Here is a 26,067-nt window from a genome sequence, read left to right as displayed (position 1 = left end):
CTACACCAACGTAGCCTGATTAAACGGCTGTAACTGCGCCAGATACTGTTCGGTGCGGTTACGGCCTGTGGCTTTTGCGCGGTAGAGTGCTTCATCGGCCAGTGCCAGCAATGCCGGGAAATGTTTATCTTCCTGACAGGCAGTGGCAAAACCAATGCTGACGGTGTAACTGATATCATTCGGTTGCGACAGCTGAGTCGCCAGCCGGATGCGTTCGCAGACTGTTTGCGCCAGTTCACTGCCACCGGGCAGAATGGCGGCAAATTCCTCGCCGCCCAGACGGGCAAACTTACCTTCCTCCGGCAATAACGCTTGCGCAATCTGACAAAAATCGATGAGCACCCGGTCGCCTTGCTGATGACCATAACGGTCATTGATGCTTTTGAAGTGATCCAGGTCGAACAACACTGCGGTGAATGGCTGCTGCTGACGTAATCGGCGGGCAATGATCTTTTCTGCCTGCTCGAACAGGGCCCGGCGATTCCACACGCTGGTTAGCGGGTCGTGCAGTGATGCCAGCTTGTGTGCAATTTGCGTGCGTTCATTCACCATTGCCAGAATCGTAAAGGCCAGACCAATCACGAACAAAATGGATTCAAGAATGACGTAGACGGAAAAACTGGAGCCACCAATCGCCCCATGTACCGGAGTCGCCACGGCATCATCAAGAAAAATACGGGCAACGTGGAACAGCAGATGAATCCACAGCAGAGTTTGCGCGGGCCAGAATGTCACCGTCAATGTGGCGCGGGCACGCCAAAGCAACTGAATTAAGGCTGCGGTGTAAAAGATACACAGCAGACAAACCACCAGCACGCGTTTGGGCAGGCTGTAATAAAAGGCGGGGAAGCAACACAGAATCGCCCAGAGCAGGGCACCGGCCAGCCAGCTCAATCCCAGTGGCTTGTTATCGAACACGCGGAAGGCATTCAGCAAACTGCCATAGGCCAGCAGCATGACCACATTTCCGACTGCGACCGGCAGGAAGTGCAATCCTGCGGCGCGCAGGCTGCTGAGAAACACCGCCAGTAAGGTTAATGTCAGGGTCAGCGAAGTGAAGCCCAGTACGCGATCATATTGTGAACCGACCCAGGCGAAGACCAGAATGATGCTTAAAAACCCCAGTACATAGAGCTCACAAACAAAAAGTGTGTAGATGTCGAGAGCCATAGTGGTCGGAGTTCTCAAAAAAAGTGTGGTGAAAAATACCACTAAACATGGGAGCGCTAAAGTCCGGATGTCAGTGTTGGCTGAAAACAGTGAATGGCAACGAGAATAGTGAATTTTAACGAAATTTATCGCGCAAGAACCCGCGCCGGGAGCGGCTTAATCGGTAAATGGCGCAATAGCAGGGCGAGAGAAATAAAACCGGGCACGAGGCCCGGTTTCGTTCGATTAATGTTCGAACATGGCAGAGATAGATTCTTCGTTGCTGATACGACGAATCGCTTCGGCCAGCATGCCGGACAGCGTCAGAGTACGCACGTTCGGCAGAGATTTCATCTCGTCAGAAAGTGGGATGGTGTCACAAACGATAACCTGATCGATCACCGATTTGCGCAGGTTTTCCACTGCGTTACCAGAGAAAATCGGGTGTGTGGCGTAAGCGAACACGCGCTTCGCACCGCGTTCCTTCAGCGCTTCAGCCGCTTTACACAGCGTACCGCCGGTGTCGATCATATCGTCGACCAGTACACAGTCTCGGCCAGCGACGTCACCAATGATATGCATGACCTGAGAAACGTTGGCACGCGGGCGACGTTTATCAATGATAGCCATGTCGGTGTCGTTGAGCAGTTTGGCAATCGCACGGGCGCGAACCACACCACCAATATCCGGGGAAACCACAATCGGGTTTTCCAGACCAATTTGCAGCATATCTTCCAGCAGAATTGGGCTGCCAAACACGTTGTCAACCGGGACATCAAAGAAGCCCTGAATCTGCTCGGCGTGCAGGTCCACCGTCAGAACACGGTCAACACCCACGCTGGAAAGGAAATCCGCAACCACTTTAGCGGTGATTGGCACACGCGCAGAACGCACACGGCGGTCCTGACGGGCATAGCCAAAGTAGGGGATAACGGCAGTAATACGACCAGCAGAAGCCCGACGCAGCGCGTCGACCATCACAACCAGCTCCATCAGATTATCATTGGTGGGGGCACAGGTGGACTGGATGATGAAAATATCACCACCGCGTACATTTTCGTTAATCTGTACACTCACTTCACCATCGCTGAAACGACCGACAGCGGCGTCTCCGAGGCTAGTGTAAAGGCGGTTGGCAATACGTTGTGCTAGTTCCGGGGTGGCGTTACCAGCAAATAGCTTCATATCAGGCACGAGAAGAACCTCAGGCTTTGCGTCCAGCGAATGAACAACACTGCGATAACCGGCGCATACCGCAAAGCGTGTTCAGACAGGTGTGTTGATGCGTCGCGTGCTGTGTCTGGAACAGGGGTGACACAGTCACGCATACGCTTAAATCCCGGAAAGAGTACGCTGCAACGGCGAGATATTTAGCCCGCGCGCCACAAATCCTCGTATCCATTCCGGGGCAAGCTCCAGCACCTGACGAGCGGCGGATTCGGTGTTAAATTCAGCAAACACACAAGCTCCGGTGCCAGTCAGGCGCGACGGCGCGTATTCTAGCAGCCAGGAAACCAGCTCATCAACCTCACGAAAACGTTTTCTTGCCACAGACTCACAATCATTGTGGAAAGGAAGCTGCAAAAGTTCATCAAGTGAGCGAGTTGGTGAATCTCTCGTCAGCTCCGGATCGCCAAAAATTTGCGGCGTAGCGATACTGACGCCAGGATGGGCCACCAGATACCACTTTTCTGCCGGGGCGGCTGGCTGCAATTGTTCTCCCACGCCTTCGGCAAAAGCTGCCTGCCCGCGGACAAACACCGGTACATCGGCACCCAGCCGCACGCCAAGGGTCGCCAGCTCATCGACACTCAACCCGGTTTGCCACAGATGATTCAGCGCCACCAGCACCGTAGCGGCATCTGATGAGCCGCCACCCAGCCCACCACCCATCGGCAGACGCTTTTCCAGGGTGATCTGCGCACCGGCATGTGGCGGCAGGGTGCCGCGCAGGTTTGCCGCCTGCATTAACGCCCGGGCGGCCCGCACAATCAGGTTATCCTCGTCCGGCACGTCATCAAGTGGTGTCAGCAAACGAATATCGCCGCTGTCATCCGGGGTGATGGTCAGCGTATCGCCGTAATCAAGGAACTGAAACAGGGTTTGCAGATTATGATAGCCGTCCGGACGACGGCCAGTGATGTAGAGAAATAAATTCAGCTTCGCCGGAGCAGGCCAGGTGGTGATCATTGTACGGTCCAGCTATCCATACGCAGTTTGATGCGCTGGCCACCTTCAGACAGCTCCAGATTTGCCGGCAGCGGTGGTGTGACTTTGCTGTCATAATCCGTAATCGAGACCTTCCACTGCTGGCCGTTACGGCTATAGTTCAGGCTCTGCAACTGATATTGGTCGTTCAGCTGATACTCGCTGGCATCGCCAGGCAGGCCCATCATCCACTGACGCAGATTGGCGAGCGGAATATCCATGCCGGTCAGCTGGGAGATCATTTTTTCAGCATCGTTGCTAACGTAGCGCTTGCCTTTGTTATCGACGATTTGAACGACTGAACCTTGTGCATCCAGCTGCAACTCGGTGCTACCCAGCGGGTTGGTTAGCAACAGGCGATAGCGGTCAGCGGCGGTTTGTTGCCAGTTAAAACGGGCATACACTTTCTGGCGATCAGAGATGTAAGCGAACGCACCACGGGTTTCATAGTGGCTGATTTTCGCCACTGTCTGCTGATGTTGTTGCCACTGTGGTGAGGTGGTGCTGGGACCAGGACCCTGCTGCGGCTTGTTGATGCTACAGGCAGCCAGCAGCACACTGGCAAGGGGTAGAAGGCGCAACAGCTTGCGCGGGGGCATGTGCATCACGTGGTCATCTCCTCAGACACGTTTTTATTTCGTAACCGGTAACGCTAACCATCCGCATCTAAGCCGTCAATGCTGATGTACGGATTATTGCGCACGATCAGTTTAATCTTATTACAGTCATAGCCTTTGTATGGCTTTTCTTGATCTAAGGCATCTTGTAGAATGCGCTTCACAAAACCATGACAATACCTGGGATATCCCAACCAGAATCACCATGACGCTGCTTGCTCTCGGAATCAACCATAAAACCGCACCCGTTGCACTGCGCGAACGTGTATCGTTCACGCCGGATACGCTGGATCAGGCACTTAGCAGCCTGCTGTCCCAACCGATGGTGCAAAGCGGAGTGGTGCTTTCCACCTGTAATCGTACTGAACTCTACCTCAGCGTAGAGCAGCAGACTGATTTGCAGGAGAAGCTGGTGCGCTGGTTGTGTGATTATCACCAGCTGCGCGAAGAAGATGTGCGCAAAAGTCTCTACTGGCATCAGGATAACGCCGCCGTCAGCCATCTGATGCGCGTCGCCAGCGGGCTGGACTCACTGGTGCTGGGCGAGCCCCAAATTCTGGGGCAGGTGAAAAAAGCCTTCGCCGATTCCCAGCGCGGTCATGCGTTGACCAGCGAACTGGAGCGCATGTTCCAGAAGACCTTCTCTGTCGCCAAACGCGTCCGTACCGAAACTGAAATCGGTGCCAGCGCGGTTTCCGTCGCTTTTGCCGCCTGTTCCCTGGCGCGTCAAATCTTTGAATCGCTCAGCACCGTCAATGTTTTACTGGTGGGTGCCGGTGAAACCATCGAGCTGGTGGCGCGCCATTTGCGCGAGCACCATGTGCAAAAACTGATGATCGCCAACCGTACGCGTGAGCGCGCTCAGCTGCTGGCCGATGAGGTCGGGGCTGAAGTGATTGGTCTGGCGGATATTGATTCGCGTCTGGCCGATGCTGATATTATTATTTCTTCTACTGCCAGCCCGCTGCCCATTATCGGCAAAGGGATGGTGGAACGCGCGTTAAAAGCACGCCGTAACCAGCCAATGCTGCTGGTGGATATCGCGGTACCGCGTGACGTAGAGCCGGAAGTGGGCAAACTTGCTAATGCCTATCTCTACAGCGTGGATGACCTGCAGGCCATCATTGAGCAGAATATGGCGCAGCGTAAAGCCGCTGCCGTGCAGGCCGAAAGCATTGTGGTGCAGGAAAGTGGCGAATTTATGGCCTGGCTGCGCGCGCAAAGTGCCGTTGAAACCATTCGCGAGTATCGTACCCAGGCTGATGATGTCCGCGCAGAATTGCAGGAGCGTGCTCTGGCAGCATTGCGTCAGGGCGCGGATGCGGAAAAAGTATTGCAGGAGTTGGCACACAAGCTGACCAACCGTTTAATTCACGCTCCAACCAAATCACTACAGCAGGCCGCGCGCGATGGCGACAGCGAACGCCTGCAGATCTTACGTGACAGTCTCGGTCTCGATTAGGCTGTTACGTCCTTTTACGGGATACCCTCAATTACATGAAGACCTCTATTGTTGCCAAGCTGCAAGCGCTCCAGGAACGTCACGAAGAAGTGGAAGCGATGCTGGGCGATGCTGGCGTGATTGCCGATCAAGACCGTTTCCGTGCGCTTTCGCGCGAATATGCACAGCTGTCTGACGTGACCCGCTGTTTCCGTGAATGGCAGCAGGTACAGGAAGATGTTGAGACGGCTGAGATGCTGCTCGACGATCCTGAAATGCGCGATATGGCGCAGGAAGAACTGAAAACGTCACGCGAAAAACGCGAAATACTGGAGCAACAGCTACAGGTATTGCTGTTGCCGAAGGATCCTGACGACGAGCGTCCCTGCTTTGTGGAAGTCCGTGCGGGCACTGGCGGTGATGAAGCGGCGATTTTTGCCGGAGACCTGTTCCGTATGTACAGCCGTTATGCGGAAGCGCGTCGCTGGCAGGTAGAAATTATCAGCAGCAATGACGGCGAGCACGGCGGTTATAAAGAGGTTATCGCCCGCGTAATTGGCGATGGCGCTTATGGTCGCTTCAAGTTTGAGTCGGGTGGACATCGCGTGCAGCGCGTTCCGGAAACGGAGTCGCAGGGCCGCATCCATACTTCAGCCTGTACCGTGGCGGTGATGCCTGAGTTGCCGGAAGCCGAACTGCCGGAAATCAATCCAGGCGACCTGAAAATTGATACTTTCCGCTCCTCCGGTGCCGGTGGCCAGCACGTTAACACCACCGACTCTGCTATCCGCATTACCCACCTGCCGACCGGTATTGTGGTGGAGTGCCAGGACGAGCGTTCGCAGCATAAAAACAAAGCGAAAGCGCTGGCCGTATTGGGTGCGCGTATCCACGCAGCTGAAATGGCAAAACGCCACGAAGCCGAAGCCTCAACGCGTCGCAACCTGCTGGGCAGCGGTGACCGCTCCGACCGTATCCGCACCTATAACTTCCCGCAGGGAAGGGTGACCGACCACCGTATCAACCTGACGCTTTATCGTCTGGACGAAACCATGGAAGGTAAGCTGGATACCCTGATTGAACCGATTGTGCAGGAATATCAGGCCGATCAGCTGGCGGCGCTGGCTGGACAGGATTAATGGAAATCCGTCATTGGCTCCGGCAGGCCGTCACTACGCTCCGTGGTGGCGATAGCCCAAAACGCGATGCAGAAATTCTGCTGGCGTTTGTCACGGGCAAATCCCGCAGCTGGCTGGTGGCGTTTGATGATGCGCAGCTTGATGACACCCAGCTACAGCAACTCGATACTCTGCTGGCACGTCGTGCCCGGGGTGAGCCGGTGGCGCATCTGGTGGGTGAACGCGAATTCTGGTCGCTGCCGCTACGCGTCAGTGACGCCACCCTGATCCCGCGTCCTGATACCGAAGTGCTGGTGGAGCAGGCGCTGACCCATCTGCCTGCTGCTGCCGCAAACATACTTGACCTGGGCACCGGCACCGGTGCTATCGCGCTGGCGTTGGCCAGTGAGCGACCTGATTGCCAGGTTATCGGCTGCGATCGTGTTGCCGCTGCCGTGGCGCTGGCGCAGGAAAATGCGCAGCGTCTGCATATTTCTAACGCAACGTTTTTCCTCAGCCACTGGTTTAGCGACCTTCCCCCACAACGTTTTGACCTGATCGTCAGCAATCCTCCCTATATTGATGCCGCCGATGAACATCTGCAGCAGGGGGATGTACGTTTTGAACCACTCAGCGCGTTGGTGGCCGATGATGCCGGACTGGCGGATCTTCGGGTCATTATCGCATCGGCCCCGGATTGGCTTTTGCCGGGCGGCTGGCTGTTGCTCGAGCATGGCTGGCAACAGGGTGAGGCGGTGCGTACCTTACTGGTTCAGCACGGCTATCAAGAGGTGAACACCGTGGACGATTACGGCGGTAATCCGCGCGTGACGCTTGGACAATTTCTCTGATTAAGGAAGCAAGATGGTTACCTGGTATCCACTGATCAAACATTTCCACCTGCTGACGGTGGTCATCACCATTAGCCTGTTCTTGCTGCGTTTCTACTGGCTTTGTACCGGTTCCGGGCAGTTGAACCGTCGCTGGGTGCGCATTGCGCCACACGTAAACGACACCTTTTTACTGTTGAGCGGCGTGCTGTTGGTCATGATTACGCACTTTTACCCGTTCTCACCACAAGGAAGCTGGCTGACGGAGAAGCTGATAGGGGTTATTATCTACATCGCCTTAGGTTCCGTGGCACTAAGTCGTCGCCCACGCAAGATAAGTATCCGCTGGATTGCCTGTCTGCTGGCTATCGTGGCGTTGCTGGTCGTGTTTAAGCTGGCGATGACCAAAGTGCCGTTATTGGGGATAGTATGACCTCGCCAGAGCAACTTGATTACAGTCAAACACCGTTAAGTGAAGCGGTTATTGGCGCAACCTGCGCCATCCGTGAAGATTTTTCTGCTCAATCCGTTGAGCTTCAGCTGGCTGCGTTGGTTGAAGAAGCGCGCGTTTATGTCAGCAGTGCAACGGATGCCGACCTGCAACTGGAAAAGTTGCTGGAGCTGTTTTATCGCCAGTGGGGATTTGGTGGTGCCAGTGGCGTCTACAATTTATCGGATGCGTTATGGATCGATAAGGTGCTGAAAAGCCGCCAGGGCACGGCGGTGTCACTGGGCGTGATCCTGCTGCATATCGCTGAGGAGCTGGAGTTGCCGCTGATGCCGGTGATTTTCCCGACGCAGATGATTCTGCGCGCGGACTGGCTGGATGGCGAGATGTGGTTGATCAATCCGTTTAACGGCGAAACCCTTGATACCCATACGCTGGAAGTGTGGCTGAAGGGCAATATCAGCCCGACAGCGAAGCTCTATCAGGATGATCTCGACGAAGCGAAAACCGTCAGCGTGATGCGCAAAATGCTCGATACGCTGAAAGCGGCGCTGATGGAAGAGAAGAAGATGGAGCTGGCGCTGAATGTCAGCCAGGTGCTGTTGCAAATCGATCCGGACGACCCGTATGAAATCCGCGATCGTGGTTTGATCTATGCTCAGCTGGAATGTGAACATATCGCGCTGAACGATCTTACCTACTTTGTTGAACAGTGTCCGGAAGACCCGGTGAGCGAAATGATTCGGGTGCAGATCCACGCAATTGAACAAAAACAGGTCACGCTGCACTAAGCGTACCTCTGAATAAGGAAAGGGCATGACACAGAAAGTAGTCAGTATTGGTGATATCAAGGTCGCAAACGATCTGCCATTTGTTCTCTTTGGCGGCATGAACGTGCTGGAGTCGCGCGACCTCGCCATGCGTATCTGCGAACACTACGTGAAAGTAACCGATAAACTCGGCATCCCTTACGTGTTCAAAGCCTCTTTTGATAAAGCGAACCGTTCTTCAATCCATTCCTATCGCGGTCCGGGTCTGGAAGAGGGCATGAAGATTTTTCAGGAGCTGAAACAGGCGTTTGGCGTGAAAATCATTACTGATGTCCATGAAGCGGCGCAGGCACAGCCCGTTGCTGATGTGGTGGACGTGATTCAGTTGCCTGCGTTCCTGGCGCGTCAGACTGACCTGGTTGAAGCGATGGCGAAAACCGGCGCGGTGATCAACGTGAAGAAACCGCAGTTTGTCAGCCCGGGTCAGATGGGCAACATCGTGGATAAATTCGCCGAAGGCGGCAATGACAAAGTCATTCTGTGTGACCGTGGCAGCAATTTCGGCTATGACAACCTCGTAGTGGATATGCTCGGTTTCAACGTCATGAAGAAAGTCACCAACAATAGCCCGGTGATTTTCGACGTTACCCATGCGCTGCAAACCCGTGACCCCTTCGGTGCAGCATCCGGTGGACGTCGTGCACAGGTGGGTGAACTGGCGCGTGCGGGTATGGCAGTGGGTATTGCCGGCCTGTTTATCGAAGCGCATCCGGAGCCGAACAGCGCCAAATGTGATGGTCCGTCAGCGCTGCCGCTCGACAAGCTGGAGCCGTTCCTGGTGCAGATGAAAGCCATTGATGATCTGGTGAAAAGCTTCCCGGAACTGGATACCAGCAATTAATTTGCCGGTTGATGAAAAAAGGCGTCGTAAGACGCCTTTTTTATTGCGCGTTCGGTTACAACATAATCGTCATCAGATAGCCGACAAACAAGGCCAGATGGGCCGCGCCGTTGAGCACATTGGTACGCCCGGTGGAAAACGAAATATGGCACAGGATCAGTACGGCGCTCATTACCACCATATGCGGCGGCTCCAGACCGAACACCAGCTGCTGGCCCGTCAGCGTAGCGATGATGGTCACCGCAGGTACCGTCAGGGAAATTGTCGCCAGCACGGAACCGAAAAACAGGTTCATTGCGCGCTGTACCTGGTTCATCAGCACCGCTTTGATCGCCCCGAGTCCTTCCGGTGACAGAATCAGTAATGCCACCAGGAAGCCGGTAAACTGCTCGGGTGCATTTAATTCTGTCAGCAGATATTCCAGCGTATTGGCGTTCATTTTGGTCACGCTGATCACCGCAATCAGATGCACAATCAGCCATGCGGTATGCCAGACAGAACTGTGCGCCGATGGTTTGCCATGATGCGGGTCGCCATCATCGCTCTCATCTTCGTGCTCATAAACAAACAAATTCTGGTGCGTTTTGGTCTGAATCAGCAGAAACACGCCATACATCGCCGCGGAAATCGCCGCAATCAGCAACGCCTGGGCGGTAGTGAAATTGCCACCGGGTAACGCATTGGGGAAAACCAGCACCAGAATCGCCAGCGGGAAAATGGCGATCAGATACTGCTTAACGCCGACCAGATTGACGTACTGGGTAGCGAATTTACGTCCGCCGAGCAGCAGCGCAAAGCCGACCAGGCCTGCGGTAACAATCATAATGATGGAGTAAAGCGTATCGCGCATCAGTGCGGGCGCGGCATCGCCGGTTGCCATCAGCGCGGAGATCAGGCTGACCTCCAGAATCACCACTGACAAGCTGAGGATCAGTGAGCCATAAGGTTCACCCAGCCGGTGGGCCAGAACGTCAGCATGACGAACCACGCTGAATGCGCTGCTCAGAATAGCAACCAGCGCCAGCAGGTTAATGCCGACTACAGCCAGAAGGCTGGTTTGCCCGCCAAAAAAGCTCAATACTGCCAGGGCGACAATCGGGAAAATCAGGGAATACTCAGAATGTCGGGTTTTCTCTTGTGCAGCCATTCACCATCCTCTCCGGAAAAAAGAACAAAATCAGGCAGTCAGTGCCTGATAAATATACGTGGTTTTACCGCGATGCGCAGTGTAACTTTTCAGCTTCTCCGTTGTTGCATCTTTACGCGTTTTTACTTTTAGTGAAATCAAGACCAATTCGGGTAAAAAACAAAGTTATCTCAATTCATCTTCATATTTTCATGGTGTTAATGTTTGAATGGTGAAGGTTTTCATGGTGATTTTTGCGATTTAATTTTGAGTTTATGAATAGAAATTTATGTTATAACTGAATTATTCTGTTTGTAAGGTAAAAATGGTGGTTTGCGTTTTTCTTTATCTGTTCCAGACTTATAAGGTGTGTTCGCAGGGGAGGAACTATGCCTTATTCATCAACACGTCAACTGCCTGACAGCATACGCCATGTACTGCCAGCGCACGCGCAAACCATCTACCAGAAAGCGTTTAACAGCGCCTGGGATCAGTATCAGGATGAAGACGATTGGCGCGGCGATGATTCACGGGAAAAGGTGGCACATAAAGTGGCCTGGGCGGCAGTGAAAAAAGATTACCAAAAGGGCGACGATAATAAGTGGCATCGTAAACATTAATTTGCGCGGGTCTTTGCGGCCCGCTTCACACTTCTCAACCCATCTGACTTTCTCACCTCAAGTATCATGCCAGGCAGCCGATGCTATTTACGGGCAATTTACCCTTTGTGATCGGCATCAACCTTGAAAAAATTGTGACAAATGCATTAATGTCTTCTTATCTGGCAGCTCTGTGCTAGCCAAAGGTCATGAAATCAGTTTCAGCGGAGCCAAATCGACAGGATGTCAGGGGAGTTGAGGAGGTCGCATTGCTAACCCGGGAATTCTTATTAAAAGCGGATTGTAAAACATCATTCGGCGATATTGATGACACGCTGCTGTGGAGCTGTGAGCAACGTGCCGCTTCTCTCGCTGCCACGCTTGCCTGTCGGCCTGACCAAAGTCCGGTGTGGATTTTCGGTTACGGCTCGCTAATGTGGAACCCGGTTTTTGAGTCGGAAGAAGTGGCGTCTGGTCATCTTGATGGCTGGCATCGTGCTTTCTGTCTGCGCCTCACGGCCGGACGCGGTACCGCATCGCACCCTGGCCGCATGCTGGCGCTGAAAGAGGGCGGTAGCACCAGTGGGCTGGCGTTTCGTCTGCCAGAAGCGCGTCTGCATGAAGAGCTGGAATTGCTGTGGAAGCGTGAAATGATCACTGGCTGCTATCTGCCCACCTGGTGTGAGCTGAAGCTGGACGATGGTCGCAGCGTATCTGCGCTGGTGTTTATTATGGATCCGCGCCATCCGCTGTTCGAAGCCGATTCCTGCCCTGGAACTATCGCCCCGTTAATTGCCCAGGCCAGCGGCCCGCTGGGCACCAACGCGCAGTATCTCTTTGCGCTGGAGCAGGAACTGGCAAAGCGCGGTATGCAGGAAGAAGGGCTAACGGTGCTTGCCAGCCAGGTCAGAGCGCTGCAACAGCGTACAGCGCGCTTATCCTCTTAATTGCCGGGGTTAATCAGCCAGGTGCCAGGTTTATCAATGGTCAGCGTCTGGCTGTGAACCTGACTGCCACTGTGCACTTCAATATGATACTGGCCTGCCGCCAGGCTCAGCGAGGCAAACCCGTTGCTGGCAGGCTTCACGTTCTGCGCTTTCCCATTCAGCACGATATTCTCGCCGCTCTGCAAACGCAGATAAAGGGTTGCCAGCACGGGTGCATTGCTGACGGTTTTGCTGGCTTCGGCGGGTGCAGGTGTGCCTGAGTTCACTAACGGCACCGCCACTTCACGATGATTCACTTTCCAGACAGCAACAATCACCGCCAGCAGTGCAACGGCAGCCACCGCCAGTAGTCCGGGTGATAAACGACGGACGTTGCGTGGGGTGAGCGGTTCAATGGCCGCCGCCGCATGGTTAACTCCCATGATTTGGGGTTCAGGAATGATGATCGCTGGTTCAGGTTCCGCTGGCGTTTCGCTGACGCTGGTATACCGGGCTACCAGCGCTTCGACATCGCTTACCGGTAAGTCTATCAGGCTGGCGAAAGCATCAATGGTTTGTGGCCGGTCAGTGGGTTTCATCGCCAGCGCGCAGTCGATGGCATGCAGCAGGGGCAGCGAATAGCCTGCAGGTTTGCGTTCTACCAGCGACTGATAGTTGTCTTCAATGCAGCGCACCACGGAAACCGGTGGCGCATAGCCGGTAATCAGATTATGCAGTACCGCGCCCAGCGCGTAAATGTCGGTCCAGGGGCCCTGTTCGCCTTCACCTTCTTCGCTGTATTGTTCAATGGGCGCAAAACCGGGTTTCAGCATAATCTCGGTTTCATCGGACAGGTTGCCAATCTCTTTACGCGCGGAGCCGAAATCCAGCAGCACTGGCAGCTGGTTCTCCTGAATCTGGATATTATCCAGTGAGATATCACGATGCAGGTAACCGGCCTGATGAATGGTATTGATGGCGCCAAACAACGGCGGCAGCAGGCGACGTATCCAGGCTTCGTTGACGCTTTCCGGGCTGGTCAGCTGCCACTCTTTCAGCGTCATGCCGCTGTAGTAGAGCGTCCCCATATAGGCAGTGCCGTTCTCTTCCCAGAAACGCAATACATGCAGCAGGCCGGGATGATTAAAACGCGCCAGCAGACGGGCTTCCTGAATAAAGCTGTTGCGACCGGCGTTGAACAGCTTCTGAAAGCGCTCGCCGCGCAGCTCCAGCGACAGATCAGCAGCACGAATGGCCAGTGAAACCGGCATATATTCTTTGATGGCGATAGTGCGCTCCAGCTGATGATCCCAGGCACGGTAAACAATGCCGAAACCACCGCCGCCAATCACATCCTTGATTTCAAACTCATTGAACCGGTAACCCGCAGGCAGGGCGTTGGGTACTTTCTGATTATCGTTTGCCGACATAGTGAACTCTCTGAACACGTCCTGTAGCGCCCGGCCATCGCGATGACATGGGCAACGACCGCTAATTAATTAATGTTACGCCAGGCACCAATCGCGGGATCGGCGAGATCCGCATGCAGGGTGTCAATCAGTAACACAGTCACTTTTTGCTGTGGCATAAACTGTGGCGTCCAGACGCCACGTAAGGTATCAACCCGCTTTTTAACGGCATCACTATCTTGTCCAGCGTTCTTATCCATTTTGATCAGCAAAGTCCCGGTAAAGCGCCACAGGTGTTGTTGCGCATCAAACGGCAACACCAGCCAGCTACCGTCGGCATCAGGACGCGTCACAATCATGCGTTGATTATTCACAGCCACCACCTGCAACGCTGTCGCGTTCAGATTGAGATCGGCGATGGGATAACCCTGATAAAAATTCACTGACTGCCTGCGGGTCTGACCGGCACTCATCAGCGTCAGTTCGCTTACACCTTCGAGCCAGCCTTCACTGGAGCAGTGCTGCTGGGTACTCTCCGGGACAAATAACGATTCCCCTTTCTCATCCCATGAAGTCCGGAAATGGCAGCCACCGGGCAGCGCAAATTGCTGCAATGGCGTGCTGTCCGCAGGGCGCGATAAATCAAGCGGTGCGGCATTATCGTTGCTGGCACTGGCCGTGGCGTCATTCAATACAATCGGCCGCCAGTTCTGCAATTTGGTGGCACTGCCGTTCGCCAGTACGCTGCCTTCTTTATCAGTCATTTGCCAGGGAATGACATCAAGGGTGCCACACTGATTCGCCAGTAATGTCCCTACGCGCGGCAGGAAGCTGGTGAGTACGCTGGAGTCGGTGCTTTTACCCGAGACAATGCGCAGCGGCAGCGTCTCTTTACACCAGTCGTTCGGCGCATTACTGGCCACGTCATCGATATACACTTCCAGTGAGAGGCTTGGCGAGTACACCACCCGATAATCTTCGGCCTGTGCTGTCAGGGTGAGCAGCAAGGTCGCTAAGCCCGGCAACCACAATTTCATATGAATCCTTGCATCAATAACGTGACGGCAGAAAACGTGCCGCATCAGCCTGGGAATAAAGCAGCGTTGCTTCCTGTGGCTCGCCAATCCAAATCGCCAGAGCACTCAGATTGTCGCTTTTTACGCTGCGGTTAACGGCTTGTTCCATCAATGCCAGCCACTCTTCGCAGGCATTCACCATGCGCAGTGCCTGTTCCATTTCTTCGGTGGTCAGGTTGAGCCAAAATCCGTCGGTGCAGACAAGAAATGCGTCGCCATCCTCCAGCGCAATCACATCGCTAAATGTGGCGGGTTTCGCCGGTTCAACGCCCAGCGCATTATAGAGTAAATTACTGTTAATGCCGGTATTTTCATAGCCAGCTTCGCGTAACTGCTGGGCAAGACTGTGGTCGCGAGTGACCTGGTGCAGCGCACCGTGACGGAAGTGATAAACCCGGCTGTCACCCGCGTGTGCCCACCACGCGCATTGTTTTTCCCGGTCAATAAACAGGGCAGCGAGCGTGGTACTCATGCGGGAAAAATTCGGATTCTTTCCCTGCGCGTCCAGCAACACGCGCTGGCAAAGTTTCACCGCTTCACAGGTGACTTCCGGTGTGAAGTCATCATTGTCCTGCAATGCACCCAGCAGCGTGTCACGTACCAGCTGTGCCGCCATGTCACCGCCGGGTATGCCTGCGACGCCATCACAGACCAGAAAACAGGCTTTATGCTCGTCAAGTTTCGCGCCGGTGCGATCCTGATTTTCATCGCGCATACCCTGCTGGCAGCGACTGGCAAACATCATCTTCATGCGTCTTCGGTCCGCGTTTGTGAGTCCTTGTATTGATTGACTTCCATGTCGTAGGCATGAAGAAAGGCTTCGCCGAACAGGGTGTGGAAGTCATCCTCAATCTCACCGGCGGTGCGCTGATAATGACGGGAAAAATGGTCCCACAGCGCGGCTTTGCGGGTATTGGAAAACGGTATTTTCGGCATGGCACCATCGCGTCGTGCCTGTTCTTCCAGCCGTTGCGGATTGAACGATTGCAGCATCGCCGCAATAATCGCGCGAATCCCGGCGATCATTCCGAGTTGATGCGCCTGTAAATCCACCAGCGCATCGCGTACCGCCGTTTCCGGCGGCATAAAGCCCGGCATCTGGCTCTGGTACATCTGCATCAACACAGTTTTGCCGGAGGGTAGGATCTTGAACGGGTTATTGGCCTCATTGAGGATCATCGTCATATCAGCTTTTACGCCGCGCTTGAGAATCGAGCGCGAGGAAAGCAGCGCCACCGTTCCCTGTGAGAACAGGCTCAACATGCGGCCAGTGACCCGCATTTGATCTTCATTCATCGGCGTCTGATGGCCATTATTCAGCCCCATCCCCTCCAGCAAAGCAGCAATCAGTTTATCCTGATCGCTGCCGGGCATGATGGCGGGCAGGGCGGGGGAATCGCTCTGTGGATCGATGCCGAGCCGGGCATCATTATGACGTTCAGAGCGTGTCACTAAGGGTTCAGAGATAACATTCTCAGCGGGGATATGCAGGCCATCCAGCATGCCGAGAGGATCGCTTTCGCTGGCAGCAAACAACGCCAGCGGATCATCTTTTTGCGTACTTGTACGCACCGGATCGCGGACCTCCAGGCCATAATCGCCAATCTTTAGTGTATCGCCATGCTGCAGGACCGCCTGCGCGCCACGGGGTAATGCTGCACCATTCAACACCACCGAGGTGACGCTTCCCTGATTGGTCAGACGGCATTCGCCTTCTGGCGACAGATGTACCAGTGCCTGCAGGCGCGAAATGGCCCGCGATTCATCCGGCAGCACCAGGTCATTATCCTGGCTACGGCCGATGGTGCCACCGGGAGGCTTAAACGCCACCGTTTTTGCCGGCACATCCGTATTGCATTGCACAATGGTAAATTCCATGAGTCTTCCCGTTTTCAGAGGGCAAACGTCGCGGTCTTATTCGAACATCGGCGGATAAAGACCGTTACGTCCCGGCTGCGCACCAGACGCCGGGTTAAACAATAACGAAAAAAGCTGCGCGGTGAGCGGGCCACTGTGTTTATGCGTGGCGTGAGCAAAACCGTCACTGCGATTACTCCACCAGTAGCTGATATGCTGCTGGGGATCAAACTGGTCTGCCACCTCACGCCAGCTCAGCGTGCTGGGCAGATCGTCAAAACCGATGACATCCATGATGTCAGAGCGACGTTTTTCCGGTACCAGTAAAGGTGACACCTGCTGTATTGACTGTTCCAGCTGCTCCGCTGTCTGTGCTTCACGCACTGCATGCCACAGCGTCGCGCCCAGCTCCTGGAACCACTCACCGGAAATCGCCAGCTGAGCAGGATGCCACAGGTTGAGTGGAAAATGGTGCAATGCCAACAGCGGCCAGGCACGACCGACACGATCGCACGAGGGCAGCAGGCAACCCATTTGCACCTGCTGGCGCAGTGGCGAAATCGGCAAAACAAAATTCCACACCGGAGCGGCGAGAAACTGCTGGGTACTGGCATCATTCTCCGGGTGCCAGTGCAGCAATCCCTGTTGAAACCAATGGCTCCAGGATGTCACGGTATTTTCACTGAGACGCTGTCGCAGGAAATCACCGGTTGTCGGCAATTTCCCGTACCAGCCTGGGGCGGTATAGGTCGCCATCGTTACCTCACCATTACTCACTGCGTCCGGTCAATCGCTGTGCAGCCTTTAAAGGCACGAGCGTCAGCGTATTGCCATTCTGACCCGCATTTTTCAGATTTTCCGCAAGCTTACGCATCATCAACGCATTGTCGCTGGCATAAGGCGAAGACTGAATCTGCTGATCCAGCAATTGGCTGAGATGCCAGTCCAGTTGTTGTAAATCGCGAGCGCTGACATTGGCGGGCAGGGAACGTTGCAGGTTTTGCATCAGCCAGCCGCGCAGAAACTCACCGTCATAATTGCGAGGCTGATACAACATCTGATAGGCCCGCAAGGCGTTGCGGCTGTATTCATTGTCGGTACCGGGATCGTCGCGCAGCAGATTGGTAATTTGCTGTGCCACGCGTGGCAACAATAAAGACTTTAAGGCGTTTTGATAAAGCACCCATGCCGCGTCACTCACCTGATTACCGCGATACAAGCCGACACGCATAGTAAGCGGTGGATTGTCGAGGGAAAAACGATCCGAAAGCGGCAATTTGACCAGGTTATTTAAGAAGGGTAGCAGATCAAAAATATTATCAGCAGGCTGATGAATCACCTGTTGGCTCTGGCGGGTAATGGGCGCGATACGAGCGGCGACCTGGTCCAGATAGCGCTGATTCTGGAGATAACTTGCCAGCCACAGACAGGAAAGCAGCAGCAGGGCACCAGTGAGGGCACCGTAGCCAATCCAGTGAAATAACCGGTTGCGGTACTCCCAATGGCGGTTACTCCCGGCCAGCCCGCTCTCACGAAACACCAGGTCACTCAGGAGATTACGGATAAAAAAGCTTTGACCTTTGGTACCGGGAATCGGGCTGCTGCGATTGACACTATCCCAGGCAGCAATGGTGTTCTGCCCAGCCAGCGGCAGCTGTAATTTGCGGTTCAACTCACCCATGATGCGGTCAAAGGGCAAGCCTTCCTGGGTGCCGCTGGTAAAAAACAACCCGCGCGCGGACCAGGCGACCGCATCCTGATGGCCGGAAAACACCACATCGAGATATTCACTCAGCAGCGGTCGCAGGGAGCTGAATTCCTGCGGGAAAAGGAAACTGTCGGCACGTTGCGTCAGGTCGCGATCCTGCGCCATCACCCCCGCCAGCTGTTGTTGCAGGCGCTGTTCCAGCAGATGGAAATGCTGATTGAAGCTGCGATGCCAGCTGTCCTTGTGCGGTTTACCCGGATCCCACGGAAAGGTAAAACCCCAGATGGCATCGCGCTGTTGCTTAGTCAGTGCACCGTAAAAGCTGAGAAATCCTTTCAGCAAATCGGTTTTCGTCACCATCACATAAACCGGGAAATGAATGCCGGTTTGCTGATGCAGCTCGACCATCCGCTGGCGCAGGGCGGTGGCCTGAGCATGGCGCGCTTCGGCTGAATCGGTCAGCAGATCGGCCACGCTAATAGTAATGATGACGCCGTTAATCGGCTGACGGGTGCGATAGCGTTTCAGCAAATGGATAAAGTTTTGCCATTCGCTGGCATCGCGTGCACGCTGACTCTCCTGCAATGCATAGCGACCGGCGGTGTCGATCAGTACCGCGCTGTCGGTAAACCACCAGTCGCAATGGCGTGTTCCGCCAACACCACGGATTGCCGCGTTGCCAAGGCTATCGGTAAGGGGAAAATCCAGCCCGGCATTAAGCAGGGCGGTGGTTTTACCGGCACCGGGAGCACCAATGATCACATACCAGGGTAACTGATAGAGATAGTGGCTCTGAAAACGTGCCAGCCAGCTTTGCTGTGGACGTCGGCCAAACTGGGTACGCTTCAGGCGCTGTGCGGCTTCACTGAAACGTTGTGTCAGGAGCGTTTCGGTTGCCAGGCGATCGGTTAACTCTTCACTGCTGTCCTGTTGCAACCGGGTGAGGAGTTTACTGTTAAACCACCCCCGCCAGATTGCCGGGATAAACTGGAACAGAACCCAGCAAAAATAGAGGAAGCCCACCACCAACTGGCGTGGCCACACCGGTTCGAGCGGGCGGGTATCGCCCCAGCTCCATAGCGGACCGAGTATCCACAGCACGCAACTCAGCGCGCTGACACCAATAAAGCTCCACAGCAGGCGGTGGGTTAATAAATGCTGAAGTGATGCGCGCATCACTGGCCTCCCTGATGATTGCTGAGGGTTTCCGGTGCCGCGAATAGGGTGATTTCCACCCGGCGGTTGCGGGCGCGGTTTTCATTGCTGTCGTTGGGCAGCAGGGGATTGCTGTCGCCACGTCCTTCAGCTTTTACATTGTGCCCCTCAGCCAACTGCGGATTGAGCAACTGCGCGACGGCGCGAGCGCGGGCAAAGGAGAATTCATAGCTGGAGGCAAAGCGTCCATCCACGGCACTGTCATCGGTATACACGGAAACCAGCACCGTACCTTTCACGGATTTCATCGCACTGGCGACATGTGCCAGCAGGGCGCGTCCCACCTGATTGACGACCGTACCGTCGGCGGCAAACAGTTTATCGGCGGGGATGATCACCTTGCTACCAAATGCACCATCGCTGACTTCCAGTTGCCCGGCGGCGATCACATCGTTAAGGCGCTGATGCAGGTCAAGCAGTGCCTGGGGGGATGTCGGGCGGCGTCCTGGCGTAATTTGCGGTAACGGTGTTTGATAGATGGCGCGCAGCAGGGGTTCCGCGGCGTTGCCCAGACGCCAGTTCAGGCCACTGTAGATCAGGCAGGCCACCAGGGCCGCCAGTGTGACGCAGGCCCACAGTGGCACCATCGGACGGGATAAGCTGCTCACCAGCGGATGGACCTCCACCAGGCGAGCCATCGCGGCAGCGTTATCCGGACGGGTTTCGGCAATCAAATGCGCCAGGCGCTTACGGATGATTTCGCACTGCGCAGGGCCGTTTTCACTGCCGCGATAGCGGCCTTCGTACCCCAGCAGCAGACAATAGTGGATCACTTCCAGCAGCCACAGATGTTGTTCCGGGCTTTGTGAAATGCGTGACAGCAGTTGAAAGACCTTGTCGCCGCCCCAGCTTTCATTATGGAAAGTGACCAGCATGCCATTACCGGACCAGACACCACGGGTGCCCCACGGCGTTTGCGCGGCGGCTTCATCCAGCAGGCTACACAGGCAATAGCGGGCACCAATGATCATCTCAAACGGTAAACCGGCTTGTTTACAGCGGTTTTCGAACTGGCGAACTTCATCGATGAGTAACTGACGTAGCCCGGCAGGATCGTCATGCGTCGCGGCCTGCCGAATCTGAACGACGGCATTGAGGATTGGGGCTGCGGCAGTCAATAAAAGGTTATCATTGCCCGTGACGTTCGCATCACGTGCAGGAGCGTCCTGAGTCATTAAATCGTGTTCTTCCAGGCAATAGTGAAACTCTCTGCCCGCAGAGAGTCAGCCTTCTGCGGGCAATATGCGCCGGATTCCATGATCAGTCTAAGATCCAGGTCGCGGTATCGTTGGTGCGGCATGCCTTGCTGGCACCCCCCACGTCTACACAGACCTGTTTGCTGCGGCGGGGGCGGGGACGGTCACTGCGCACGGTGGCATCGTAACGGCTGCTTTCGACACCCGCTTTCGGCGGCACGTAGCCAATCAGCTGACCCTGCGCTTCATCCGCAATCGCCAGCCAGCTATGCTCAACCCGGCCTAAAACTTCAAAGGTTTTACCGGTTTCCAGGTAACGCACCACTTTGCCGCTATAGTCGGGTGTGGTCATGATGGATGCGCCATATAAGGCACGAAAGCTCTCATTGACCGGCGTGAATTCGCCAGGTGCTGCCACCGCATGACGATGAACCAGTTTAACCCCATTCACTTCACTGGTTACCAGGGTGTCATCTGTGACTGGCGGCGGCGGCGCTTTACAACTCGCCAGAGTGAGCACCGCCAGCAGTGTTAGCACAAGACTCTTATTCACCATGATCCTCAAATTTCATCAGATTAACTACATAATGGGGAGTCCCGGGTGCCTGTTAACGGGCGCAGGAGGCCGGATTATGCAGTGAGAAAGCCATCAAAAAAACAGACAGATTACAGAAAGATAGTGCTCCCGTCAGTCTACCTAAGACTTTTGAGAATTCAAACCATTGCACCGTATGAAATCCCGTGTTAACGGGGAAAACGGGACGATCGTTGGGTGATAAAAAAACTGTGCGCGTGGGGATAGTTAAGCCAATTTAACTTATTTGATGCTATTCGGCGCTCAGGCCAGCGTAACCGCTTTTGATACCCGTCAGGACCAAAAATAAACGGTAAATAAGATTAATCTATTTTCTATTGTAAAAAAAGATTGCGGCAGTAAACAATTTTCTTACTTTCAGAATATCCGCCCCTGATTCGGCCCGTTGCAATATCAGTTCCGGCATGGCTTTTGCTAAGTCTTTTAGTCGAAAAGGTTATTTGCCAGGAGAATGCGATGACTCAGGCTGTGGATTATTTGCAGGCCAGCCGCGCGAGCGAAATTGCCAGCCTGCAACGGCTGCTGCGTACTGGTGAATTAATCACTGCAATCAGTGAGTTAATTCATCTGTTGCAACGCGAAAGAGGCGTCAGCAACATCTGGTTGTGTTCAGACGGACGTTTATTTGGTGATGAGCTGGAAGCGCGCGCGTTGGATGTCCAGCGTGGTCAACAGCACATGCTCGCCGTGCTGCCACCGGCAGATGCGCAACCAGGCTACAGTCGCTTCTGCCTGTTAATCGCGGCGGGTTTACAGGCGCTGGAAGGATTACCCGCACTGCGGTTGCAGGTACAAAGCCAGCAGCTGGCGCATGCACAGGCGATGGAAGCGTTCAACCACATTATCCGCACCTTACTCAATCTGGTGTTTGAAGCGGCGGATACCGCCAGCGAGCCGGATATTTCACGCGCGCTGATCGCGCTGTTCAGCTTTATGCAGGGGAAAGAACTGGCCGGGCAGGAACGCGCCACCGGCTCTGCGGGTTTTGCCGCCGGACATTTTAGTGAGCAGCAGCGGCAACGGTTGCAGGCATTGATTGAAGCCCAGGAGCAAAGTTTCGCCACCTTCAGCCAGTTCGCCGATGCCTATAATCTGCAACGCTGGCGCGCTATGGCTGATGCGGGAGGGGATATTGAACGTCTGCGGCGTATCGCCTGTACCGGTGCGCATTGTGGCGAGAACGGCGTACTGCAATGGTTCCGGTTGCTCACCGCGCGTCTCGATAAAATGAAACAGGTAGAAGATGGCCTGAGTGCCATGTTAATGAGCTGCTGTCAACGCGCCATCGCCGCCAGTGAGCAGCATGATACCCACGCGCCTGTGCTGGCGGATGAGGCCGGTTTCACCTTATATGTCGCAGGGGCTAACTGGCTGGCGGGGCAGGATATCACGCTGGATAGCAATGGTCTGGCCCCTCAACTGGGCCGTTCGGTGCTGTCGCTGATCCGCGAACAGGCGCAGCGTTTACAAACCCAGGCCGATGAACTGGCCAGCATGCGTGCCTCGCTGGATGAGCGCAAAATCATCGATCAGGCCAAGGGCTGGTTGATGCAACAACATGGCTACAGTGAGCAGGACGCGTGGCAGACGCTGCGTAAAAGCGCCATGAACCAGAACAAACGCATCCTTGAAATCGCTCAGGCGATCCTCGCGGTCGCCGCCACGTTAAAGACATAACCCATTAGAGTTAGCTGCACAAACAATGTGCGTATTTTGCGTCAACGCAGTGCGCACCGCTGAACGAAATAAAGGCTTAGCCGCTTAACTGCCTGAAATGTCGCCCTTCACCTTCCTGGCACAGCCTTTGCAATATCCTGAATGACATTACGCATTTGTTTTGCCAATGGCGGCAGAACGAGTGCTTTGGATAAAGGCGTCCGGCCCCGTGCAATTGCATGTGGGAGGACGCCTTTTTTTATTCCTTTTTTTCAGGGTAAAGCGGATGAGCAAAACGCGGTTTTCGATTTCCCGTCGTCAGTTTTTGCTGGGCAGTGCGGTGGTAGGCAGTAGCTATCTGCTGCCTGGCTTACGCAACGCCGTCTGGGCAGCAGGCAGTGATGCGCCGGAGAAAAGTACAGTGCGGGTGGGGTTTATCCCGTTGACGGACTGCGCACCGGTGGTGATGGCGGCCGTGAAAGGATTCGACAAAAAATATGGCCTCAGCCTGCAACCCAGCAAAGAAGCCAGCTGGGCGGCAGTGCGCGACAAACTGACGTCCGGTGAGCTGGATGCGGCCCATGCGTTGTACGGCATGATCTATGGTCTGCAATTGGGTGTGGCCGGTCCGCAGCACGATATGGCCAACCTGATGACGCTGAACAACAATGGCCAGGCCATCACCTTAGCCAACCAGCTGAAAGGTCAGAAGGTGACCGATGCCGCCAGCCTGAAAACCCTGATCGCGGGCAGCGCCAAAGGCACTTATACCTTTGCTCACACCTTTCCCACCAGTACCCACGCCATGTGGCTGTATTACTGGCTGGCAAATGCCGGGATCGATCCCATTGAGGATGTGCGTACCGTGGTGGTGCCACCGCCGCAAATGGTGATGAACATGAAGATCGGCAATATGAGCGGTTTTTGTGTTGGCGAACCCTGGAACCAGCGTGCCATCAGCGACAACATTGGTTTCACCGCCGCAACCACACAGCAAATCTGGCCGGATCACCCGGAAAAAATCCTCGCCACCCGCTCGCAATGGGTCACGGAAAACCCCAACACCGCCCGTGCGCTTACTGCTGCGGTACTGGAAGCCGCGCGCTGGATTGATGCATCCGACGACAACCGACGCGAAACCGCACAAACCCTGGCAGGGCGCGCCTGGATCAACACCAAACCCGAAACCCTGGAAGGCCGCATGTTGGGTCATTACGAAAATGGTCTCGGTCAGCAGTGGCAGGACGCGCATGCGATGCGCTTCTTCCACGACGGTGAAGTCAGCTTCCCGTGGCTTTCCGATGGCATGTGGTTCCTGACGCAACTGAAACGCTGGGGAATGCTGAAAAGCGATCCGGATTACCCTGGCGTGGCACAGAAAATCAACCGTATCGACATCTATAAGCAGGCTGCGGCTGCGGTGGGCAATGTCACGCTGCCCACTGGCGTCATGCGCAGCAGCACCCTGATGGACGGCAAAGTGTGGGATGGCAGCAACCCTGCCGCCTACGCCGCCAGTTTCGCTATTCACCATTAAGAGGAGTTGCCATGAAATCTGAAGCGCGCACCCTGAAACCTCCGGTCAGCGCCGCCGTTCCGACGGCGCAGGTGATCACTCTCAAGCTTCAAACGGCCCCCAGCATCCGCCAGCCCTGGCTGCTGCAACGGCTGATTCCGGCAGGTTGCGGCATGCTGTTGTTGCTGCTGGTATGGCAAATCGCCGCGTTATCCAGCAAAGGCTTTCCCACACCGTACGCCACCTGGCAGGCAGCACTGACCCTGTTTGCCGACCCTTTCTATAACAACGGTCCAAACGACCAGGGCATTGGCTGGAACGTGCTGGCATCGTTACAACGCGTGGCGGTGGGCTTTGGTCTGGCAGCGCTGGTGGGCATTCCGGCAGGCTTTCTGCTCGGTCGCTTCACCTTTGTCTCCCGCATGTTCAATCCGATCATCGCGTTGCTGCGTCCGGTAAGCCCGCTCGCCTGGCTGCCAATCGGCCTGCTGCTGTTTCAGCGTGCTGAACCGGCCTCCAGCTGGACCATTTTTATCTGCTCCATCTGGCCGATGGTGATCAACACCGCCGAAGGGGTGCAACGCATCCCGCAGGATTACCTCAACGTGGCGCGGGTGCTGCAACTGTCTGAATGGACGGTGATGCGCCGCATCCTGTTCCCGGCGGTGTTGCCCGCAGTGTTGACCGGGGTACGTCTGTCCATCGGTATCGCCTGGCTGGTGATCGTCGCTGCCGAGATGCTGACCGGAGGCCTGGGGATTGGTTTCTGGATCTGGAATGAGTGGAACAACCTCAATGTGGAAAACATTCTGATTGCCATTGTGATCATCGGCGTGGTCGGGCTGTTGCTCGAACAAATACTGATGCTGCTGGCGCGTCGTTTTAGCTGGGATAAATAAGGAGCCTCTCTGATGAATCCGATCATTCGTGTGCAGCAGGTGAGCCAGCGTTTTGCCACGGCTCAGGGTGATTTCCTCGCCCTCGACAACGTCAGCTTTGACATCCATCCGGGAGAAACTCTCAGTCTTATTGGTCATTCCGGCTGTGGCAAATCGACGCTGCTTAACCTGATTGCCGGGCTGACCGCGCCGAGCAGTGGTGTGCTGCTGTGTGACAACCGCGAGATCACCGGTCCTGGCCCGGAGCGCGCGGTGGTGTTTCAAAACCATTCGCTGCTGCCGTGGCTGACGGCGTATCAAAACGTTGAGCTGGCTGTGCAGCAGGTCTTTAAAGGCAAGATGAGTCGCAGCGAGATGGCGGAGTGGATCGAACACAATCTCGGCAGGGTGCAGATGAGTCATGCCATGCATAAACGCCCGGGCGAAATTTCCGGTGGCATGAAGCAACGCGTGGGCATTGCCCGTGCGCTGGCAATGAAGCCGCGAGTGCTGCTGCTGGATGAGCCCTTTGGTGCGCTGGATGCACTGACCCGCGCCCATTTACAGGACAGCGTGATGCGCATCCAGCAGGAACTCAACACCACCATCGTGCTGATTACTCACGATGTGGATGAAGCGGTGCTGCTTTCTGACCGGGTGCTGATGATGACCAATGGGCCTGCTGCGCAGGTTGGCGAAATTCTGGCGATTGATTTGCCACGCCCGCGCTCGCGTGTGGCGTTGGCCGATGAGCCGCGTTATCACCAGTTGCGCCAGCAAATCCTGCATTTCCTCTACGAAAAACAGACGGCGGTCGCGTAAGGAGCC

Annotated in this window: 25 protein-coding genes; 12 read left to right on the top strand and 13 right to left on the bottom strand. The window is 55.2% G+C overall.

Going from position 1 to position 26,067, the window contains the following annotated elements:
- The 4 genes from PW844_RS11400 to lolB form a co-directional block, all read right to left on the bottom strand.
- Positions 1-1,170 (bottom strand): GGDEF domain-containing protein, encoded by a 1,170-nt coding sequence (locus tag PW844_RS11400; protein WP_299451660.1) that lies wholly within the window; start codon positions 1,168-1,170, stop codon positions 1-3.
- A gap of 225 nt (positions 1,171-1,395) precedes the next feature.
- Positions 1,396-2,343 carry a ribose-phosphate diphosphokinase gene (prs, locus tag PW844_RS11395; RefSeq protein WP_021182910.1) on the bottom strand — a complete coding sequence of 316 codons (948 nt, stop codon included), beginning with the start codon at positions 2,341-2,343 and terminating at the stop codon, positions 1,396-1,398.
- A gap of 138 nt (positions 2,344-2,481) precedes the next feature.
- Complete coding sequence (gene ispE / locus PW844_RS11390; protein ID WP_299451659.1) at positions 2,482-3,339, bottom strand: 4-(cytidine 5'-diphospho)-2-C-methyl-D-erythritol kinase; 858 nt, start codon at positions 3,337-3,339, stop codon at positions 2,482-2,484.
- Positions 3,336-3,962, bottom strand: coding sequence for a lipoprotein insertase outer membrane protein LolB (lolB, locus tag PW844_RS11385; RefSeq protein ID WP_299451702.1), 627 nt, complete (start codon positions 3,960-3,962; stop codon positions 3,336-3,338). The genes ispE and lolB overlap by 4 nt, the downstream gene beginning before the upstream one ends.
- A 217-nt stretch (positions 3,963-4,179) precedes the next feature.
- Here lolB and hemA point away from each other — a divergent pair, with 217 nt between their 5' ends.
- The 6 genes from hemA to kdsA are packed head-to-tail and all read left to right on the top strand — an operon-like array spanning position 4,180 to position 9,482.
- Entirely contained in the window at positions 4,180-5,436 is a 1,257-nt protein-coding gene (gene hemA / locus PW844_RS11380) for a glutamyl-tRNA reductase (RefSeq protein WP_084875511.1), read from the top strand.
- Between the two features lie 35 nt (positions 5,437-5,471).
- Positions 5,472-6,554: a peptide chain release factor 1 gene (gene prfA / locus PW844_RS11375; protein WP_299451656.1), complete on the top strand. Its 1,083-nt coding sequence runs from the start codon at positions 5,472-5,474 to the stop codon at positions 6,552-6,554.
- Complete coding sequence (gene prmC, locus PW844_RS11370; RefSeq protein WP_299451655.1) at positions 6,554-7,384, top strand: peptide chain release factor N(5)-glutamine methyltransferase; 831 nt, start codon at positions 6,554-6,556, stop codon at positions 7,382-7,384. The genes prfA and prmC overlap by 1 nt, the downstream gene beginning before the upstream one ends.
- 13 nt (positions 7,385-7,397) lie before the next feature.
- Positions 7,398-7,796 (top strand): SirB2 family protein, encoded by a 399-nt coding sequence (locus PW844_RS11365; protein ID WP_299451654.1) that lies wholly within the window; start codon positions 7,398-7,400, stop codon positions 7,794-7,796.
- Entirely contained in the window at positions 7,793-8,602 is an 810-nt protein-coding gene (sirB1, locus tag PW844_RS11360; protein WP_084875501.1) for an invasion regulator SirB1, read from the top strand. Before PW844_RS11365 ends, sirB1 begins: the two co-directional genes overlap by 4 nt.
- Positions 8,603-8,627: 25 nt before the next feature.
- Positions 8,628-9,482: a 3-deoxy-8-phosphooctulonate synthase gene (gene kdsA / locus PW844_RS11355; protein WP_084875498.1), complete on the top strand. Its 855-nt coding sequence runs from the start codon at positions 8,628-8,630 to the stop codon at positions 9,480-9,482.
- A 55-nt stretch (positions 9,483-9,537) separates the two neighbouring features.
- On the opposite strand, the gene chaA is transcribed toward kdsA, so the two are convergent.
- The gene (gene chaA / locus PW844_RS11350) at positions 9,538-10,629 is read right to left on the bottom strand and encodes a sodium-potassium/proton antiporter ChaA (protein ID WP_299451649.1); all 1,092 of its coding nucleotides are present in this window, start codon (positions 10,627-10,629) and stop codon (positions 9,538-9,540) included.
- Between the two features lie 368 nt (positions 10,630-10,997).
- On the opposite strand from chaA, the gene chaB reads away from it, so the two are divergent.
- The gene (gene chaB, locus PW844_RS11345; protein WP_299451647.1) at positions 10,998-11,228 is read left to right on the top strand and encodes a putative cation transport regulator ChaB; all 231 of its coding nucleotides are present in this window, start codon (positions 10,998-11,000) and stop codon (positions 11,226-11,228) included.
- Between the two features lie 248 nt (positions 11,229-11,476).
- The gene (locus PW844_RS11340) at positions 11,477-12,154 is read left to right on the top strand and encodes a gamma-glutamylcyclotransferase (protein WP_299451646.1); all 678 of its coding nucleotides are present in this window, start codon (positions 11,477-11,479) and stop codon (positions 12,152-12,154) included.
- Here PW844_RS11340 and PW844_RS11335 read toward each other — a convergent pair.
- The 8 genes from PW844_RS11335 to PW844_RS11300 form a co-directional block, all read right to left on the bottom strand.
- On the bottom strand, positions 12,151-13,563 hold the full coding sequence (locus PW844_RS11335; protein ID WP_299451644.1) for a serine/threonine-protein kinase: 1,413 nt from the start codon (positions 13,561-13,563) through the stop codon (positions 12,151-12,153). The two genes, PW844_RS11340 and PW844_RS11335, sit on opposite strands and share 4 nt — an antisense overlap.
- A 65-nt stretch (positions 13,564-13,628) precedes the next feature.
- Entirely contained in the window at positions 13,629-14,579 is a 951-nt protein-coding gene (locus PW844_RS11330) for a hypothetical protein (RefSeq protein ID WP_299451642.1), read from the bottom strand.
- Between the two features lie 13 nt (positions 14,580-14,592).
- Positions 14,593-15,369 (bottom strand): protein phosphatase 2C domain-containing protein, encoded by a 777-nt coding sequence (locus PW844_RS11325; protein ID WP_299451640.1) that lies wholly within the window; start codon positions 15,367-15,369, stop codon positions 14,593-14,595.
- Entirely contained in the window at positions 15,366-16,496 is a 1,131-nt protein-coding gene (gene tagH / locus PW844_RS11320) for a type VI secretion system-associated FHA domain protein TagH (RefSeq protein WP_299451639.1), read from the bottom strand. The genes PW844_RS11325 and tagH overlap by 4 nt, the downstream gene beginning before the upstream one ends.
- Before the next feature lie 36 nt (positions 16,497-16,532).
- Entirely contained in the window at positions 16,533-17,231 is a 699-nt protein-coding gene (gene tagF / locus PW844_RS11315) for a type VI secretion system-associated protein TagF (RefSeq protein ID WP_299451637.1), read from the bottom strand.
- Positions 17,232-17,244: 13 nt separating this feature from the next.
- Entirely contained in the window at positions 17,245-19,359 is a 2,115-nt protein-coding gene (gene tssM, locus PW844_RS11310; protein ID WP_299451635.1) for a type VI secretion system membrane subunit TssM, read from the bottom strand.
- Positions 19,359-20,573, bottom strand: coding sequence for a type IVB secretion system protein IcmH/DotU (gene icmH / locus PW844_RS11305; RefSeq protein WP_299451634.1), 1,215 nt, complete (start codon positions 20,571-20,573; stop codon positions 19,359-19,361). Before icmH ends, tssM begins: the two co-directional genes overlap by 1 nt.
- A gap of 85 nt (positions 20,574-20,658) precedes the next feature.
- Positions 20,659-21,147, bottom strand: a complete 489-nt coding sequence (locus tag PW844_RS11300) for an SH3 domain-containing protein (protein ID WP_208717176.1) — start codon at positions 21,145-21,147, stop codon at positions 20,659-20,661.
- A 498-nt stretch (positions 21,148-21,645) separates the two neighbouring features.
- Between PW844_RS11300 and PW844_RS11295 the strand changes: the two genes are divergently transcribed.
- The 4 genes from PW844_RS11295 (at position 21,646) to PW844_RS11280 (ending at position 26,061) form a co-directional block, all read left to right on the top strand.
- Positions 21,646-22,866 (top strand): nitrate regulatory protein, encoded by a 1,221-nt coding sequence (locus tag PW844_RS11295; RefSeq protein ID WP_299451630.1) that lies wholly within the window; start codon positions 21,646-21,648, stop codon positions 22,864-22,866.
- Positions 22,867-23,131: 265 nt separating this feature from the next.
- Positions 23,132-24,382 carry a CmpA/NrtA family ABC transporter substrate-binding protein gene (locus PW844_RS11290; RefSeq protein ID WP_299451628.1) on the top strand — a complete coding sequence of 417 codons (1,251 nt, stop codon included), beginning with the start codon at positions 23,132-23,134 and terminating at the stop codon, positions 24,380-24,382.
- A gap of 11 nt (positions 24,383-24,393) precedes the next feature.
- Positions 24,394-25,260: a nitrate ABC transporter permease gene (ntrB, locus tag PW844_RS11285; RefSeq protein ID WP_299451626.1), complete on the top strand. Its 867-nt coding sequence runs from the start codon at positions 24,394-24,396 to the stop codon at positions 25,258-25,260.
- A 12-nt stretch (positions 25,261-25,272) separates the two neighbouring features.
- On the top strand, positions 25,273-26,061 hold the full coding sequence (locus tag PW844_RS11280; RefSeq protein ID WP_299451624.1) for an ABC transporter ATP-binding protein: 789 nt from the start codon (positions 25,273-25,275) through the stop codon (positions 26,059-26,061).
- Positions 26,062-26,067: the final 6 nt, after the last annotated feature.

Source organism: Pantoea sp., assembly GCF_028283705.1.
In the GTDB taxonomy this organism is placed as follows: Bacteria; Pseudomonadota; Gammaproteobacteria; order Enterobacterales; family Enterobacteriaceae; genus Pantoea.
Note: the sequence above shows the minus strand (reverse complement) of the source record. Positions and strands in the feature narration are given on the sequence as shown.